Origin of the sequence: Amycolatopsis pittospori (genome assembly GCF_013870525.1) — a bacterium.
In the GTDB taxonomy this organism is placed as follows: Bacteria; Actinomycetota; Actinomycetes; order Mycobacteriales; family Pseudonocardiaceae; genus Amycolatopsis; species Amycolatopsis pittospori.
On the sequence record NZ_JACBXD010000088.1, the window covers coordinates 1 to 15,702 of the forward strand.

General features: G+C 69.7%; 16 protein-coding genes. 10 read left to right on the forward strand and 6 right to left on the reverse strand.

The genetic code is table 11. The annotated features are described in order from the left end of the window. Together H5J31_RS32950 and H5J31_RS32955 are read right to left on the reverse strand one after the other, a co-directional pair. Positions 1–315 (reverse strand): AMP-binding protein (locus H5J31_RS32950; protein ID WP_181776581.1); only part of this gene is annotated, 315 nt, incomplete at its 3' end. 47 nt (positions 316–362) lie between these two features. Then, positions 363–1,073 (reverse strand): hypothetical protein, encoded by a 711-nt coding sequence (locus tag H5J31_RS32955; protein ID WP_181776582.1) that lies wholly within the window; start codon positions 1,071–1,073, stop codon positions 363–365. A 446-nt stretch (positions 1,074–1,519) separates the two neighbouring features. On the opposite strand from H5J31_RS32955, the gene H5J31_RS32960 reads away from it, so the two are divergent. From H5J31_RS32960 to H5J31_RS32970, 3 genes are read left to right on the forward strand one after another with little or no spacing between them, the layout of a single operon-like run. Next, complete coding sequence (locus H5J31_RS32960; RefSeq protein WP_181776583.1) at positions 1,520–2,566, forward strand: alpha/beta hydrolase; 1,047 nt, start codon at positions 1,520–1,522, stop codon at positions 2,564–2,566. Beyond that, positions 2,563–3,396 (forward strand): SDR family oxidoreductase, encoded by an 834-nt coding sequence (locus tag H5J31_RS32965; protein ID WP_181776584.1) that lies wholly within the window; start codon positions 2,563–2,565, stop codon positions 3,394–3,396. The genes H5J31_RS32960 and H5J31_RS32965 overlap by 4 nt, the downstream gene beginning before the upstream one ends. Beyond that, positions 3,393–4,628, forward strand: a complete 1,236-nt coding sequence (locus tag H5J31_RS32970) for a glycosyltransferase (protein ID WP_181776585.1) — start codon at positions 3,393–3,395, stop codon at positions 4,626–4,628. Before H5J31_RS32965 ends, H5J31_RS32970 begins: the two co-directional genes overlap by 4 nt. A 13-nt stretch (positions 4,629–4,641) precedes the next feature. Here H5J31_RS32970 and H5J31_RS32975 read toward each other — a convergent pair whose 3' ends face one another. Further along, a complete protein-coding gene (locus H5J31_RS32975; RefSeq protein ID WP_181776586.1) occupies positions 4,642–5,079 on the reverse strand; it encodes an SRPBCC family protein in 438 nt (145 codons plus the stop codon). 350 nt (positions 5,080–5,429) lie between these two features. Between H5J31_RS32975 and H5J31_RS32980 the strand changes: the two genes are divergently transcribed. From H5J31_RS32980 to H5J31_RS32995, 4 genes are all read left to right on the forward strand, one after another. Beyond that, entirely contained in the window at positions 5,430–6,425 is a 996-nt protein-coding gene (locus H5J31_RS32980) for a TerC/Alx family metal homeostasis membrane protein (protein WP_181776587.1), read from the forward strand. A gap of 291 nt (positions 6,426–6,716) precedes the next feature. Further along, positions 6,717–7,943 carry a PP2C family protein-serine/threonine phosphatase gene (locus H5J31_RS32985; protein ID WP_181776588.1) on the forward strand — a complete coding sequence of 409 codons (1,227 nt, stop codon included), beginning with the start codon at positions 6,717–6,719 and terminating at the stop codon, positions 7,941–7,943. After that, positions 7,940–9,502 (forward strand): sensor histidine kinase, encoded by a 1,563-nt coding sequence (locus tag H5J31_RS32990; RefSeq protein ID WP_181776589.1) that lies wholly within the window; start codon positions 7,940–7,942, stop codon positions 9,500–9,502. Before H5J31_RS32985 ends, H5J31_RS32990 begins: the two co-directional genes overlap by 4 nt. Further along, on the forward strand, positions 9,499–9,936 hold the full coding sequence (locus tag H5J31_RS32995; protein ID WP_181776590.1) for a response regulator: 438 nt from the start codon (positions 9,499–9,501) through the stop codon (positions 9,934–9,936). The genes H5J31_RS32990 and H5J31_RS32995 overlap by 4 nt, the downstream gene beginning before the upstream one ends. Before the next feature lie 2 nt (positions 9,937–9,938). Here H5J31_RS32995 and H5J31_RS33000 read toward each other — a convergent pair whose 3' ends face one another. Then, positions 9,939–10,184, reverse strand: a complete 246-nt coding sequence (locus H5J31_RS33000) for a hypothetical protein (RefSeq protein WP_328701678.1) — start codon at positions 10,182–10,184, stop codon at positions 9,939–9,941. A 22-nt stretch (positions 10,185–10,206) separates the two neighbouring features. Here H5J31_RS33000 and H5J31_RS40035 point away from each other — a divergent pair, with 22 nt between their 5' ends. The 3 genes from H5J31_RS40035 (at position 10,207) to H5J31_RS33015 (ending at position 13,412) form a co-directional block, all read left to right on the forward strand. Beyond that, positions 10,207–10,560: a hypothetical protein gene (locus tag H5J31_RS40035; protein WP_236005530.1), complete on the forward strand. Its 354-nt coding sequence runs from the start codon at positions 10,207–10,209 to the stop codon at positions 10,558–10,560. A gap of 366 nt (positions 10,561–10,926) precedes the next feature. Further along, positions 10,927–11,706, forward strand: coding sequence for a hypothetical protein (locus H5J31_RS33010; protein WP_181776592.1), 780 nt, complete (start codon positions 10,927–10,929; stop codon positions 11,704–11,706). After that, on the forward strand, positions 11,703–13,412 hold the full coding sequence (locus tag H5J31_RS33015) for a serine/threonine-protein kinase (RefSeq protein ID WP_181776593.1): 1,710 nt from the start codon (positions 11,703–11,705) through the stop codon (positions 13,410–13,412). Before H5J31_RS33010 ends, H5J31_RS33015 begins: the two co-directional genes overlap by 4 nt. 53 nt (positions 13,413–13,465) lie before the next feature. Here H5J31_RS33015 and H5J31_RS33020 read toward each other — a convergent pair whose 3' ends face one another. Together H5J31_RS33020 and H5J31_RS33025 are read right to left on the reverse strand one after the other, a co-directional pair. Continuing rightward, positions 13,466–14,317, reverse strand: a complete 852-nt coding sequence (locus tag H5J31_RS33020) for a DUF2382 domain-containing protein (RefSeq protein ID WP_181776594.1) — start codon at positions 14,315–14,317, stop codon at positions 13,466–13,468. A 220-nt stretch (positions 14,318–14,537) separates the two neighbouring features. Then, entirely contained in the window at positions 14,538–15,392 is an 855-nt protein-coding gene (locus tag H5J31_RS33025; RefSeq protein ID WP_181776595.1) for a class I SAM-dependent methyltransferase, read from the reverse strand. Positions 15,393–15,702: the final 310 nt, after the last annotated feature.

A 15,702-nucleotide genomic window follows, 5' to 3' on the forward strand; every position in this document is an offset into this window, starting at 1 on the left:
CAGTCCGGGGTCGAACAGCGGTACGGCGATCGCGCCCGCGGTGATCGCGCCGAGGAAGCCGACGACGTAGTCCGCGCTCTGGGGACAGAGCACGGCGACCCGGTCGCCTGGCCGGACGGGGAGCGCCCCCGCGACGGCGTCGACGCGCTCCCGGAGTTGCTGCCAGGTCAGGGTCCGCCGTCGCCCGGCGCGTTCGGTCGCGAAATCGGCGAAGGTCAGCGCGGGCCGGTCGCCGGCGACGTCCGCCCAGTGACGGAGGCAGGCGGGGAGGGTGGTGCCGGCCGTGGCGGGCAGGTTTTCGGGGGCCAGGGACATGGCGTCTCCTCGGGGTTCGGCGGGGTTCGGCGGGGACACTGCGGGGGTCAGCGGCCGAGCGGTCCGGCGGCGTGCTGCCAGGCGGCGACGGCGAGGGCGTCGAGATCGAGACCGGTGGTTCCGGCGTCACGAAGCACGACCAGGACGTCGTCGGCGGCGATGGCGACGGTGCGCAGGCGTAGGCCGGGCAGCTCGGGGGGCTGGCCGGGCAACGTCAGGAGTTGCCGGTAGGAAAGGGATTTCGCGCCGGTAACGGCAGGAGCGGGCTGGACGGTGACGGTCGACACCGCGGTACCCGCCGCGTCGTCGACCGTCACCTGCGAGCACCGCGCGGCCTGTGCGGCCCAGGCCGTCAGGTCGGGCGGGTTCGTCGTACGGGCGACGAGTTCGGAGACCTGGCCGCCGGGCACCGTCGTCTGGAAGCCCTGGCCGCCGGCGTTTTCGCCGACGAGCCTGCCGTGGACGACGTCCTCGCAGCCGCCGACGTCGACCCGGCTCCGCTTCGACGCCTTGTCCGAGGTGGACAGTGCGGCGGCCAGGTCGAAGGTGTCGCGCGCGGACGCGTGCGGGACGGCCTCTCCCGGGAGAAGTGCGGCGGGGGGAACGCCGGGAGGGGGAGGCACCGGGGCGGCCTGAATCGCTTCACCGGGCACGCCGGAAATCGTGGCCGCCGCGGCCATGGAGGCGGCGATGGCCACCGATCGGGCACGCCACTTCGACGGCGGCAAACGGGAGGAGCGATGAATTCGGGCAGCCATGAATAGCCCTTTCGACAAGGTTGTGATGGGTTCTCGGGTCCCCGCGGTGGGACAGGACGCCGGGGTCGCGTCAGCGGACGCCGAGCCGGGGCGGCACGTCGAAGGCTACGACGGGAAATCGAATACCGGAAGGTATCAAGAGAACGTAAATATACTTCGTGTACGGGGTGTGACCTGGGGATTCCAGACTTTGCGCTGGTGCGAGAGCAAGTCTGGTACCACCGTGCCACAGTTACTCACCGTGCGTGAGCGAGGTGTCACCCGGACGGGGGATGCGGGCGCATTTCTTGTTTCCCTGCCATTCACATTGTCCTCCCGGATTGTGGGCAGGACAATTGCCTGGAGGGGCTTCTTCCGCTTAACGTGTCCGGACCTCCGGTTTTCTTTTCCGGGTAATCGCCGTCACATTTTCGAATTCGATCGAACGACCGGACAAAGGATTACGTATGCGCATTACTTCGAGGCGGCTGCGCGCCGTCGCGGTGCTGACGGCCGTGGCTTGCGCGCTGCCGAGCGTCGTCGCGGTACCGGCGTCGGCCGCGAGCGGCGTCCCGGACGCCCGGGCCGACGACGGTTCGCACGTCGTCGCACAGACCACTGTGGACGGTGACCCGCGGATGCTGGACCTCACCGTGCGGTCCGTCGGCGTCGGCAGCTACGCGATGGTCCGGCTGATCCTCCCGTCCGGCTGGGACGCCGAACCGGACCGGAAATGGCCGGCGGTCTACCTGCTCGCGGGGGAGACACGGCTGCAGGACTACCGCGGCTGGACGGCCAACACCGACATCCGCCGCCTCGCCGACGACTCCGGCGCCCTGGTCGTGATGCCGGGTTCGGGCTCCGCCGGGTTCTTCTCGGACTGGTGGAACTACGGCAAGGACATCGTCGCGAACCAGTGGGAGACGTTCACCGCGGTCGAGGTCCCGCAGTTGATCGATCGCGGCTATCGAGGGGACGGTCGCCGGGTGGCGGCCGGGCTGTCACTGGGCGGGTACGGGGCCGTCGAACTCGCCGCTCGGCGGCCGGGGGTGTTCCGGTTCGCCGGGTCGTTCAGCGGCAATCTCAACCCGACCGGCCCCTACGGCGAGCTGTTGACCAGTGCGATCGTCGCCTCGGCCAAACTCGACCCCGAAGCGCTGTGGGGCGACCGGCGTCGCGAGTCGTCCCGCTGGGACGCCCACGACCCGCTGGTGAACGCCGACCGGCTGCGCGGCACGGAGCTGTATCTCTCGACCGGCAACGGCCTGCCCGGTCCGTTCGACGGGAAGCTCCCGATCGACGTGCTGCCCGGCGCGATGCTGCTCGAATTCCTGTGCGGTACGCAGACCACCGCGATGGCGGACCGGCTCAACCGGCTCGGCGTCCCGGTGACGTCGGACTTCTATGGGCCGGGCACCCATCACTGGGCCTACTGGCAGGACCAGCTGCACAAGACGTGGCCGCGGATGCTGCGCGCGCTGTCCGCACCGGTGAAAGCGGGGGAGGCATCGTGACTCGTCCGTCCTATGTGGTCACCGGGGCGTCGAGCGGGATCGGACGGGCGTGCGTGGCGGAACTCGTCCGGCGGGGCGCGCATGTCTGGGCAGGCGTCCGCACCGACTCGGACGAGGCCGAACTCGCCCGCGCGTACGGCGAGGCGGTCACGGTACTGCGGATGGATCTCCGGGACGCGGCGTCGATCGTCGAGTGCGGGGAGAAGGTCGCGGCCGCGGGACCGTTGCGGGGGCTGGTGAACAACGCGGGAATGGCTCGGCCCGGACCGCTGGAGCACGTCCCGCTCGACGACTTCCGGCAGCAGCTGGAGGTCAACGTCACCGGGCAGCTCGCGGTCACTCAGGCGATGCTGCCCGCGCTGCGCGCCGCCCCGGGCGCACGGGTGGTGACGGTCGGCTCGATGGGCGGGCGCATCGCCGGACCGATGGTCGGGCCGTACCACACGTCGAAGTTCGCGCTGGTCGGCTTGACCGACAGCCTGCGCGCCGAACTGGCGCCGTCCGGTATCGGTGTGATCCTCGTCGAACCCGGTGCGGTCGCCACGGCGATCTGGTCGCGCGCCCGCGCCGCGGCCGAAGAGGTACGCGCCGCGTTACCGGAAACCGCAAGGGAAAGGTATGCGGCGCAACTGGAAGCGGCCGAACGCAGCGCCGAGAACTCCGCGCGGTCCGGGATACCGCCGGAGCGCGCCGCGCGGGTCGTCGTCCACGCGTTGACCGCTCGCCGCCCCGCGCCGCGGTACCTGGTCGGCCGCGACGCGCGGGTGGCGGCGGTGCTGGCGAATCTGCCGTTCCGGCTCCGCTACCGGCTGACGGCGGCGAAGCGATGAGCCGGCTCGTCGTGATCGTCGCCCCCGGTTCGCGCGGCGACGTCCAGCCGTGTGTCGCTTTGGGACAGGGCCTCGCCGTCGACGGTGAACGGGTGCGGGTGCTGGCGGCGGAACGGTTCCGGACCTTGGTGACCGGGTACGGCCTGGGCTTCGCGCCGCTCTCGGCCGATCCCGGCGAGGTGCTCGGCTCGGCCGCCGGCCGGGAATGGACGGAGGGCGGCCGCAATCCCGCGACGTTCCTGCGAGGACTGCGCGGCGCGCTGGCGCCGATACTGGGGCGGCTCCTGGCCGATGTCGAGACAGGCGCCGAAGGGGCCGACCTCATACTCGCCCCGACGCTGGGCTTTCTCGGCGCGCATTTGGGAGAGTCGCTCGGCGTCCCCGACGTCGAGCTGCATTACCAGCCCAGCGTGCCGACCCGGGCGTTCGCGCATCCGCTGGCGCCGTGGGCGAGCAGGCTCGGACCGGGCGCCCGCCGGTTGAGTTTCGACGCCGTCGACAAGGTCGCCTGGCAGGTTCTGCGGCCGGACGTGGACCGCTGGCGCGCGGGCTCCCTCGGCCTCCCGCCGGCGGGCTGGACCGGGCCCCGGCGGAAGGAAACCCCGGTGCTGTGCGGATTTTCCGACGCCGTGGTGCCGCGGCCGAAGGATTGGCCCGATCGGGTCCACGTCACCGGTTACTGGTTTCTGGAGACCCCCGCCGGATGGCGCCCGGACCCGCGTCTTCGGGATTTCCTCGCGTCCGGGCCGCCGCCGGTGTACGTCGGATTCGGCAGTATGCGGCCGTCGGAGGCCGAGCGGATCTTCGCCGCCGTCCGGACGGCGCTGCGCCGCGTCGGGCTGCGCGGCCTCCTCGGCACCGACGCCGAGTTCGAAGACGACGATCTGCTGACCGTGCCAGACGTCCCGCACGGCTGGCTTTTCCCTCGCACCGCCGCCGTCGTGCATCACGGTGGTGCGGGCACGACCGCGGCCGCTTTGCGCGCGGGTGTCCCGGCGCTGGTCTGCCCGGTCTTCTCCGACCAGCCGTATTGGGGCGACCGGGTGTTCCGGCTCGGTGCGGGTCCACGTCCGCTGCCGTTGCGGGACCTCACCGAGGAGTCGCTGACCACGCGGCTGCTGGAGTTGTCCGGCAATCTCCTGTTCCGGCGCGGGGCGCAGTACGTGGCCGCGCGGCTGCGCGAGGAGGACGGGGTGGCGCGAGCGCGCGAAGTGCTGTGGAACGTGCGCTAGCGCAACCAGCCCGTCATGCCCCGAGCTCCGCGAGGTAGGTGGTCAGGCGGCCGAAGCAGGACTGCCAGCCCTCGACGTGACTGTCGCGTTCCGCCACGGTCTCGAAGATCTCCTGGTGGAACCGCATTTCGGTTTTGCCGTCCCGATCTGAGAAGACGACGGTGACGAGCGTGTCGTGGCCCCGGGAGCCTTCCGGTTCCTCCCAGGCGAAACTGAAGACGAGTCGCTCCGGCGAGACGATCTCGTGGTAGACGCCCGAAGCCCACAGATCGGTCTCGCCGTCGCTCATACAGGTGCGCCAGCGGCCGCCCTCGGCGAGGTTGACGGTGCACGACTTGACGTCGAAGCCCTCCGGGCCCCACCACCGGGCGAGATGGTCCGGTTCGGTCCACACCTTGAAGGCGAGCTCGCGGGGCGCGTCGAGGAGACGGGTGATCGTCAGGTCGGTCATCGTTCGATTCTCTTCCGCGGCGAGTCTATTCAACCAATAAGTTAATCAACACTTTGGTTGAACTTTAGCGCTTCGCGCGCTCGTGTCAAGCCGCATCCAGAGGACTAAACGCGGTAGTTGCGCGTGCAAGTACCGCATCCAGAGGACTAAATGCGCGCCTGGCCTGAGCGCCGACCGAGGCGAAGGCGGACCCCGGTCTTTAACATTTCTTTACCAAGTGCGATACTGGGTCGGCGAGGGGAGTACTTCCCAAGGGTCTGCCCGGTCAATACGGACACTCCGCCGGTGTCCCCGGGAGGCCGCCCGCACGGGTGAAGGAGACCTCGAACTTCAACGTTCGAGGAGGCTTCATGTCCGAGTCCGTTCCCGTCGTGGCGGGTTCCGTGGGATCCCCGGGATTGTGGGCGATCAGCATCGCCGTCCTGCTGGGGCTGCTCGTCGCCGATTTCGCCGTCACCCGTCGTCCGCACGAGGTGTCGATGCGGGAGGCCGCCGGCTGGTCGGTCTTCTACCTCGCGCTCCCGGTCGTGTTCGGTCTCTGGCTGTGGTTCGAGTTCGGCGGAGGCCAGGCGCTCGAGTTCATGACCGGTTTCGTGGTCGAGAAGTCGTTGTCCGTGGACAACCTGTTCGTCTTCATGCTGCTGCTCGCGGCCTTCGCGGTCCCGCCCGCCGTGCAGCAGCGCGTGCTGCTCTACGGCATCGTGGGCGCGCTGGTCCTGCGCGGCGTGTTCATCGCGGCCGGTGCCGCGCTGCTGTCCGCGGGAACCTGGGCGTTCGTCGTCTTCGGGGTGATCCTGCTCGTCTCCGCGGTCAAGATCCTGCACGAGGCCCTGTCCGGCGGGACCGCCGAGAAGGATCTTTCCCAGCTCAGGTCGGTCCGTTTCCTGCGCAAGCTGATGCCGGTCACCGACGACTACCGCGGTACCCGGCTGACCGTGCGCGAACACGGGCGACGGGCGCTCACCCCGCTGGCCGTGGTGGTCGTCGCGGTCTTCGCCACCGACGTGGTGTTCGCGGTCGACTCGGTGCCGGCGGTCTACGGCATCACCGAAGACCCGTACCTGGTCTTCGCCACCAACGCCTTCGCTCTGCTGGGGTTGCGCGCGTTGTACTTCGTCCTCCATTCGGCACTGGCGAAGCTCGTGCACCTGAACCACGGTCTCGCGGTCATCCTCGCCTTCATCGGGGTGAAACTGGTGCTGCACTGGGCACACGGGATCTGGCCGGGCGTCCCGGAGGTCCCGACCCCGCTTTCGCTGGCGGTGATCATCGCCGTCCTCGTCACCGTTTCCTTCACCAGCCTGTACGCGCGCCGTCGCCAGGCCGCCGGGACGACCCGGGAGTGAGCGGTGATCACCGGACTCGTCGTCGGATTCCTGATCGACATCGCCGTCACCGCGCTGCTCCTGGCGGCGGTGGTGCTGGTCTTCGCGGCCTTGCACCGGCCCCGGCCGCCCCGCGGCCCGTAACCGTTCCGGGGCACGCTGGCGTGTCGGGTGTCCGAACCGCGAGACCGTTCGGTCCGGCCGGTACGCTCCCCGGTGGTTGAGAAGACAGCCGCCTTCTGTCGGGCGCCGCTGCGCCGAAAATCGGCTCGCCGGCCGCACAGGGAGTGTCGGTGAGGAAAGGTGGCTGTCGTGTCCAACGCCGTGCGTCACGGCGAGCAGTCCACGCCTCGTAGACCTTCGCCGCAGCTGGATCGCTTGCACGTCCTGCTGGTGGAGGACGACGACGGCGACGCGCTCCTGGTCGAAGAGATGCTCGCGGACGCTCCCGAAAGCCTGGAGCGTGTCGTGCTGGACCGGGCCACCACGCTCGAACAGGTCCTGGCCCGGCCGATCACGGCGGACTGTGTGCTCCTCGACCTGCAGCTGCCGGACGCGACCGGGCTGACCGGCCTGAACCGGCTGCGGCAGCACGCGCCGTCGACGGCGGTGATCGTGCTGACCGGCCGCGAGGACGAGGCGCTCGGGGTGTCGGCGCTGGGAGCCGGCGCCCAGGACTACCTGGTCAAACACCACGTGGACGGGCAGTTGCTGGCGCGGACCCTGCGGTACTCGTGGGAACGCAGCCGCGCCGAACGCGTCGAGCAGCAGCTCATGCAGCATCAGTTGCTGGCCAGGGAGAACGCACGCCTGGAACGCGGCTTGCTGCCGACGCCGCTGGTCACCGATCCCCGGCTCGGCCTCGCGGTGCGGTACCGGCCCGGCCGGAACGGCGCCTTGCTGGGCGGCGACTTCTACGACGCCGTCGAGCTTTCCGACGGCACACTGCAGCTGGTCATCGGCGACGTCTGCGGGCACGGCCCGGACGAGGCGGCGCTCGGCGTCGCGTTGCGGATCGCGTGGCGTTCGGTCGTGCTGGCCGGGCTCCCCATGGCGGAAACGCTCGCGATGGTGGAGAAGATGCTGGAGCACGAGGCGCTGGGGCCGCTGTTCGCCACCGTCTGCATGATCACCGTCGCCCCCGACCGCCGGTCGCTGCGCATGACGTTGGCGGGTCACCCCCAGCCGCTGCTGGTCGACGACGCCGGAGGCAGGCTGCTGTCCCGGGAAAAGCTCGGCCCGCCGCTGGGTGTCGCGCCGGGTGCCGGCTGGCAGGAACTGACGGTGCCGCTGGGCCCGCGCTGGTCGCTGTTGCTGTACACCGACGGCCTGTTCGAAGGACGCGTCGAGGGCAGCGGGGAACGCGTCGGGCTCGAGCGGATGGCCGCCGCCGCGCTCGCCAGTCTCACCGGTGAAGGCGGCTCCGCCGCGGTGCTGGACCACCTGATCAGCGAGATGGACGTCCTGCACGGCGGGCCGCTGGACGACGACGTCGCGCTGGCCCTGCTCACGTTCGACCCCGAGGAGCCGCCTCGATGAAGCCCGAGTCCGCCGCCGGCGTCTGGCCGATCAGTCGCTGGGCGGCGTTGTCCGGGGTGATCGCTTCGCTGCTGCTGGGTGGCGCGATCCTGGCCGGCGCGCTGGCCCTGGGGAATCTCACCGACTCGCGAGCGCGGCTGCTGGACGTGACCGGTCCGCAGGTGCTGCAGGCCACCGCCCTCTCGACGGCGCTGCTGAACCAGGAGACCGGTGTCCGCGGTTACATCCTGGCCGGACGCGCCGAATTCCTCGAGCCCTACCGGGACGGGCTGAAGGCGCAGGACGCCGCCGTCGCCGGGTTGCGCCGGCTCGGTGCCACCACCGGCACGACCACCGGCGACGAGCTGGACCAGGTGGTGCGCGCCGCGACGGCCTGGCGGCAGAACATCATCGAGCCGGTACTCGCCGGTGCTCCCGCCACCGGCGCGCTGGTCGACGCGAGCAAGCCCCTCTTCGACGAGGTTCGCGGCTCCCTGTCGGTGTTGCAGAGCCGGCTGGAAGGCGAACGGCTGGAAGCGCGGGAAGCCCTTTCGGCGGCCGCCGACGTGCTCCGCGCGATGCTCATCGTGATCGCCGTACTGCTCTGCGGCGCGCTCGCCCTGGTGTTCGCGGTGCTGCACCGGAAGCTGATCAGGCCGATCCGCCAGCTGGCGGGGGAGGTGCGCGACGTCGCGCAGACCGACATCCACCGTGAGGTCCGGGGTTCGGGCCCCCGGGAGATGCGCGAGCTGGCGTCCGATGTGGAATCGCTGCGCTCGCGAATCCTCGCCGAGGTCGACGAACTGGAGCGGGCGAAGGATCTGCTCGCCGTCCGCACCCAGGAGCTGGAGCGGTCGAACTCCGATCTGGAACAGTTCGCGTACGTCGCCTCGCACGATCTGCAGGAACCACTGCGGAAGGTGGCCAGTTTCTGCCAGCTGCTGCAGAAGCGCTACCAAGGGAAACTCGACGAACGCGGCGACCAGTACATCGGGTTCGCCGTCGACGGCGCGAAACGCATGCAGGCGCTGATCAACGACCTTCTCGCCTTCTCCCGGGTCGGCCGCCGGGCGAGCGAGACCGGCTCGCTGGAGGTCGGGGATCTGCTGGACACCGCGCTTGCCAACCTGGACGACGCCGTCACCGAGGCCGGGGCCACGATCACCCGTGGCGAACTGCCCGCCGTGCAAGGGGAGAGGTCCCTGCTGACGGCGGTCCTGCAGAACCTGGTCGGCAACGCGATCAAGTTCCGCGGCGAGCAGCCACCGGAGATCCACGTCTCCGCCGAGCGCGACGGCTCGGACTGGCGATTCTCGGTGACCGACAACGGGATCGGCATCAACGCCGAGTACGCCGACCGGATCTTCGTCATCTTCCAGCGCCTGCACGGCCGAGGGGACTATCCAGGCACCGGGATCGGCCTGGCGATGTGCCGCAAGATCGTCGAACACCACGGCGGGAGGATCTGGCTCGATACCACCGTCACGGCCGGGACCCGCTTCTCCTTCACCCTGCCCGCAGAACCGGCGCCGGAACCGGCGAAGGCCGACCTCTCCCTCGGAGGAACCGAACAAGCATGAACGACTCCATGGAACCGATCAACATCCTGCTGGTGGAGGACGACCCGGGCGACGTCCTCATGACCCAGGAGGCGTTCGAGCACCACAAGATCCGCAACACCCTGTCGGTCGTCTCCGACGGCGAACAGGCTCTGCAGTTCCTGCGCCGTGAGGCGCCGTACGAGGACGCGCTGCGCCCCGGGCTGATCCTGCTCGACCTGAACCTGCCGCGCAAGGACGGCCGCCAGGTGCTCAGCGAGGTCAAGCAGTCCGAAGAACTGCGCTCCATCCCGGTCGTCGTGCTGACCACGTCCGAAGCCGAGGAGGACATCCTCCGCAGCTACGACCTGCACGCCAACGCGTACGTCACCAAGCCGGTCGACTTCGACCGGTTCATCGAAGTGGTGCGCCAGATCGACAACTTCTTCGTCACCGTGGTGAAACTGCCCCGCTGACCTCAGGGGAAGCGCAGCACGGTGATCCCGGCCAGCACGAAGAACACCAGCACCACGAGGGTGCCGCTGTGCCCGCCGGACGAACTGGTGACGACCTGCTCCACGGCTCCGGTCAGCCGCACGCCGCAGTCCGCGACGACGGTGTGCTTGCCCGCCTCGATCCGGGTGAACTCGACGGCCGTGGTGAAGGCGCCCGTGCTGTCGGCGTAGGCGCGGCCGACCTGGTCGCCGTTCGACGTCAGCGTCACGGCTTCGCCCGGCAGGCAGCCCTTGCCGGTCGCTGAAAGCCTGTCACCGGGCTGCACACTCGACCGGTCGAGGACCAGGTCGTTCGGACCCGGCGGGGTGCTGCTCGGCGACGGGACGTCCGTCGGCGTCGGCGTGTCCGTTGTGGACGGTGGTGCGCTGGTCGTCGTCGGAGTGGTGGTGGCCGGCGTCGTCGGGGTGGTCGTCGTGCCTGGCCGGGTCGGCGTGGTCACCGGGACGCTCGGCTTCGTCGTCGGAGGAACCTTCGTCGTCGGCGGCACCGGGGTGGTGGTCACCGTCCCCGTCACACGGAAGGTCGCGCTCCCGGACAGCGGACCGCCGGTCCGCGCGTTCGTGCAGCTGCCGGCGACCGTGTAGCTACCGGGAGTCGCACCGCCGGGTACCGCCGTCCCCACCTGTCCACTGGGGACCTGAGGCGACGCGCCGGCCGAGGTGAGGGCCGCACCCGACCACGTGAAAGAAACCGGTCCTTTACACGGGTAGAAATTCCAGGAAATGGTAAAAGAACTCCCGGCGGGGCCGCTCGAAGGTTTCAAACCAACTGTCGACTGATAGGGGGATTGTTGCGCGTTACCCATGCCTACCAGGGCGATCAAAAGCAGCAGACCGGTCACGATGCCGAAAACCAGCCGAACCACGATACGCATTGGGACGTCCCTCTCCGGTAAGTACTCGCTGTAGCATTCCGGACCAGTCGGATAACGCAAATAGGGGATACGCAAAATGGGACGTGTCATCGCGGCAGGGGTTGCGTTGGGTCTGTGTGCGATCCTCTTGGGGGCGCCACCGGCCAGTGCGGAGGACGGCAGGCTCGACCTGGCGGTGACCCTCGACGACCGGCCGATCACCAACGCCACGGTCACGGTCGATCCGGCCAAGCAGCTCGAACTCACCGTCACGGCGAGCAACAGCGGCGGGACCACGGTGCGGGTCCGCAGCGTGCGGGTGTCCGGCGTCGCGCTCGCGCTGACCTTCTTCGCCTACGACACCACGGCGCCGTTCGAGGTCCCCGCGCACAGCCGGGTCACCAGGATCTTCGTACTCGACATGGCCGACCTGTCCGGCCAGGCGATCGGGCTCCTCCCGTCCTCGGTGGAGCTGCTCGACGCCCAGCGTGTCACGCTCGGCGAGGTCTCCACGGTCGCCGACATCCGCGGCTCGTTCTGGTCGGTCTACGGCGCCTTCGGGCTCGCGATGCTCGTGCTCACCGTGCTGGCGTGGCTGACCGCCCTGCTCGCGCTCGCGCGCCACCGTCTGCCCGCCAACCGCTGGCGCCGTGGCCTCCGCTTCCTGCCCGCCGGATTCGGCACCGGCCTGGTCGCGGTCGTGTCGCTGTCGGTACTGCGGCTGGTCCCGCCGGAACCGGCGATCGAGATCCCGGTGGTGCTCGGCGCCGCCGTGATCGCGTTCCTGCTCGGTTACCTCACGCCGCATCCGACACCCGCGCCTGTCGACGCCGAAACGGTCCGCTTTCCCGACTCCACCACGGAGTTCAACCGATGAGCGCGCCCGCCGAGGTCGTCGCCGCCCTGCCCCAGTACGAGATCGGCGCCGCCATCGGCCAGGGCGGCATGGGGGTCGTCTTCGCCGGCGTCCACCGCTCCCTGCGCCGGGACGTCGCCATCAAACAGCTGCCGTGGGACGTGCTGAACCACGCCGTCAGCAGCGAGCTCTTCGACCGCGAAGCGCGGGTGCTGGCCAGCCTCGACCACCCGCATATCGTGCCCGTCTACGACTACGTGCGTACCGGCCGCGAGCATCTGATGGTGATGGAACGCCTCGACGGTGGCACGGTGCACAGCCGGTTCCAGGGCGGGGGAGTCAGCGGGGAACAGGCTTGCGCGATCGGGCTGGCGATGCTCGCCGGGCTCCACGCGGCGCACGAGGCGGGTGTGCTGCACCTGGACGTCAAACCGAAGAACCTGCTCTTCACCAACCAGAACGTGATGAAGGTGGCCGACTTCGGCATCGCGAAGGTGATCAGCGAGGGCGCCACCCTCGTCACGCACGGCGGCGAGGTCCTCGGCACCCCCGCCTACATCGCGCCGGAGCAGGCACTCGGCAACGCGCTGAGCCCGGCCGCCGACGTCTACTCGGCGGGCACCGTGCTCTACGAACTGCTCTCCGGGAAGCTGCCGTTCGACAACACCCGCGGCGCGATCAGCATGATGCGCCAGCACATGTTCACCGATCCGAAGCCGATCGACGGCGTGCCGAACCCGATCGCGGGCGTCATCATGCGCAGCCTCGCGCGCGAACTGGATTCGCGTTACCGCGACGCGGAGACGTTCGCGGCCGACCTCGCCTCGGCCGCCACCACCGTCTACGGTCCGGGCTGGCTGGAACGGTCCCGGGTGCCGGTCCGTCACCTGACACCGCGAGTGATCTCCGCGCTCAGTACGCCGGCCGCGACCCCGGTGACGGTCCCGGTCGGTGACGCCCCCACACAGCCCGTACGGCGCCGTGACACCCCGGATCCGACGCTTTCGGCGACCCGCGCGGGCTTCGAACCGGAGTCCCGGCCGGACGGGCGGCCCGCGGCGGTGCTCTGGTTCCGGCTCGCCGCGGCGGTCGCCGCGATGGCGCTCGTAGTACTGGCGTTGCTCACGCCGGAGCGGTTGCCGCACGAGGCCAGGCTCATGGCACTCGACGGCGCGCTCCTCACCTCTCCGGTCGAGGTGGATCTCAGCAAGTCGTTCACCGTGACGGGTGCGGGTCTCCCGCAGCAGGCGACCATCGACCTCTCGGCCGCCGGAATCCCGCTCGGCTCCGCCGCGGCGACACCGAAGGCCGACGGAGACGGCTACCGCGCCGCTCTCCAGTTCCCCGGGCTCACGCGGTGGATCGTCGGCGGGGCGGTCACCGCGACGGTGACCACCGACGGTGTGCCCCACACGTTCACGCTGCTCACCCGGCAGCATCCGCTCGCCAGCGCGCTCGGCGCCGGCAGCCTGATCCTGGCGTTGTTCGCGCTGGCGTACTTGGAATCCGGGCTGCGGACGCTCCGGAACGGCCATCGCTGGCGGGGCGCGCTCGTCGCCGGACCGGTGCTCGGCGTGTTGTTCGGCGCCACGGCCTGGCTGTGCGTCTCGGTGCTGCGCGTGCACGAACCTTCTCTGCCGTCCGGGATCGCCTGCGCGTTCGCGGGCGCGGTGGCGGCGGGTTTCGTCGTCGCGGCGGCCCGCCTGCGGCGTTCCGCGGTCCGGTGAACCGGCCCCGGGGGCGACCGCCTTCCGGCGGCCGCCCCCGGATCACGGGAACGTCAGGATTTACGGTGCTTGCCGTTGTCGTCCGTGACCTCGAACTGCTCCTTGCGGACCTTGCCGGAGATCGTCTCGTCCTCGGTGACGGTCTCGGTCTTGAGCCTGGCCCGCTCGACCGGGACGGTTTCCTTGCTCACCACTGGTTTCTCGGCGTGCAGAACGACGTCCTGCTCGTCCTCGGCGATCTCGGCCTTCGTGCCGGAGGCGTTCGTGATCGGCTCCCGCTCGATACGCACCTCTTCGTGGCTGACCGGGACGGTGATCTGCTGCTCCTCGGTGACGACGTACTTCCGCAGCCGGACGTGGCCGGTCTCGACCTGCTCGGTGCCGACCTTCAGCCGCTCCTCGGACCGCGTCATGGTGCGGTCGTCGTCCCGGCCCTTCTCGCCGTTGCCACTGTCCATTTCGGACTTGCCTCGGCTCGCGTCGCCCATGGCGCCCTTACCGGCGGCCGAGTTCCCGGCCCCGGCGGTGTCCATTCCGGCCCGGCCCTTGCCCAGCGCCTTCCCGTCCATCCGGCCGTCCGGCGACGTCCGCGGCATCGGCAGCCCGTAGTGCTTGTAGAGCTGCGCGCTCTCCTCCATGGAGAGATGGCCGTCGGCGTCGATGCGGGGCGCGTCGGAGACGGCGTCCTTGTCGACGCGGACGTGTACTCCGTCCTGGTCCGCGTGCGCACCCGAGAGCGGGACGAAACTCTCCTTGGTGCCGAACAGACCCGTCTTGACGGTGATCCATTCCGGCTGGTGCGTCGAGTCGGCGAGGTAGACGTTCCCCACCTTCCCGAGCTTGTGGCCCGTGGGGTCGACCACGGCACTGTCGATGAGTTCCTGCGGCTGCATGGTCCTCGCCATTGGTCCTGCTCCTCCCGAACGATGTTCCCTGCTGAGAAGCCCACCGTCGGCCGCGGAAGTGATCATGGCAACCGTCGTGGTGTCCCTGTGGGTGACCCCTGAAGGTGGGGGTTTGAAGCCGTGCGTGCTGGCTAGCCCGGCGTGTCGCCGCTGGTGGAAGGGGGTGGCCAAGGGGTGATCGACGAGTGGCGCGTTGGTGCGAAGGTGTGTATCTCGGTTCTTACGCCTCCACCGCGGCTCGCGCTCTGAGGCAGCCTCGGTGGGCGGTGGTGTAGCGCACGGTCTGCGCCAGCACCACGCTCCCGTCGGATTCGCGCAACGGCTCCAGTTCGGCGAGTACGGCCCGGCGCACGGCGTCCAGCTGATCTTCGGGGACCAGTTCCCAGAACATCCGCTGGCCGTGCGACCAGGACCAGGTGATCCAGTGCCCGGGGTCGGCGAACTTCACCGGATAGGTGCGTTCCACGGACGACACCGCGGAGAAGCCCGCCGACTCCACGGCCTGGCCGAAGCTTTCGAGGGAGGCGAACAGCGCGGCCCGCACAGCCAGCGTCCAGGCCAGCTCCGCCGGCACGAAAGGTTTGAACACCTCGCGGACGCCCGCCCAGCGGGGATCGTCCGCACCGAAAGTGGTCACCCCGGCGCGGCCGCCCGGCTTGAGTACGCGATGCCACGACCGCAGACCGGCGACCGGGTCCGGGAGGAAGAACACCACGAACGACGCCAGCACGACATCGAAGACGCCGTCGTCGAGCGTCGGTTCTTGGGCGTCCATAAGGGAAACCGAGGCGTTGGTCAGGCGCCGGTCCCCGATGTCCTTCGCGGTCCGTTCGATCATCGCGGAGGAAAGATCGATGCCCAGCACCGATCCGTCCACGCCGACCCGCTCGGCCGCGGGGAACAGCACCGCGCCCCGCCCGCATCCGACGTCCAGCACCCGTTCGCCGGGAACGAGCGCGACCCTGTCGAGCAGGTCGTGGGCGAAGGCGGTGAAGAAGTCGACGCCGAGAGCGTCGTACGTCTGCGCCGTCCGGTCGAACAGTGAGGCCATCGCCTGCCGGGTGTCCGCGGTCATACGCAGGACGATGGCCCGGCGAAAACGGCGTTGTCAAACGAGGTTCCGGGATTTGTCACGCCGGGCCGATCGGCGGGGACACACGTTCGTCCCGGGGTGTGGGGTCGGCGCCGGGCCCAGGTGAGGGGTTGTGAAAGCCACTTTCGCAACCTTGAACGTTGCGAACGTGGCTTTCGCAACACCGTCTCGCCGGTGGACCCGCGCTGGACCGAGGGGTCGTGAAGGACGATTCGGGTTCTATTCGAGAGGTAGCGCAACCGTGTCATGTCGGCTGACAGGTCCGCGAAGAGCTCCTTCGCTACTTCAGAGC

Bases quoted from the DNA above. Each gene is read 5' to 3' on its own strand.
- H5J31_RS33020 (WP_181776594.1), bottom strand. From the start codon at position 14,317: ATGGCGAGGACCATGCAGCCGCAGGAACTCATCGACAGTGCCGTGGTC.
- H5J31_RS32975 (WP_181776586.1), bottom strand. From the start codon at position 5,079: ATGACCGACCTGACGATCACCCGTCTCCTCGACGCGCCCCGCGAGCTC.
- H5J31_RS32960 (WP_181776583.1), top strand. From the start codon at position 1,520: ATGCGCATTACTTCGAGGCGGCTGCGCGCCGTCGCGGTGCTGACGGCC.
- H5J31_RS32995 (WP_181776590.1), top strand. From the start codon at position 9,499: ATGAACGACTCCATGGAACCGATCAACATCCTGCTGGTGGAGGACGAC.
- H5J31_RS32970 (WP_181776585.1), top strand. From the start codon at position 3,393: ATGAGCCGGCTCGTCGTGATCGTCGCCCCCGGTTCGCGCGGCGACGTC.
- H5J31_RS33015 (WP_181776593.1), top strand. From the start codon at position 11,703: ATGAGCGCGCCCGCCGAGGTCGTCGCCGCCCTGCCCCAGTACGAGATC.
- H5J31_RS33025 (WP_181776595.1), bottom strand. From the start codon at position 15,392: ATGACCGCGGACACCCGGCAGGCGATGGCCTCACTGTTCGACCGGACG.
- H5J31_RS33010 (WP_181776592.1), top strand. From the start codon at position 10,927: ATGGGACGTGTCATCGCGGCAGGGGTTGCGTTGGGTCTGTGTGCGATC.
- H5J31_RS32955 (WP_181776582.1), bottom strand. From the start codon at position 1,073: ATGGCTGCCCGAATTCATCGCTCCTCCCGTTTGCCGCCGTCGAAGTGG.
- H5J31_RS32990 (WP_181776589.1), top strand. From the start codon at position 7,940: ATGAAGCCCGAGTCCGCCGCCGGCGTCTGGCCGATCAGTCGCTGGGCG.
- H5J31_RS32980 (WP_181776587.1), top strand. From the start codon at position 5,430: ATGTCCGAGTCCGTTCCCGTCGTGGCGGGTTCCGTGGGATCCCCGGGA.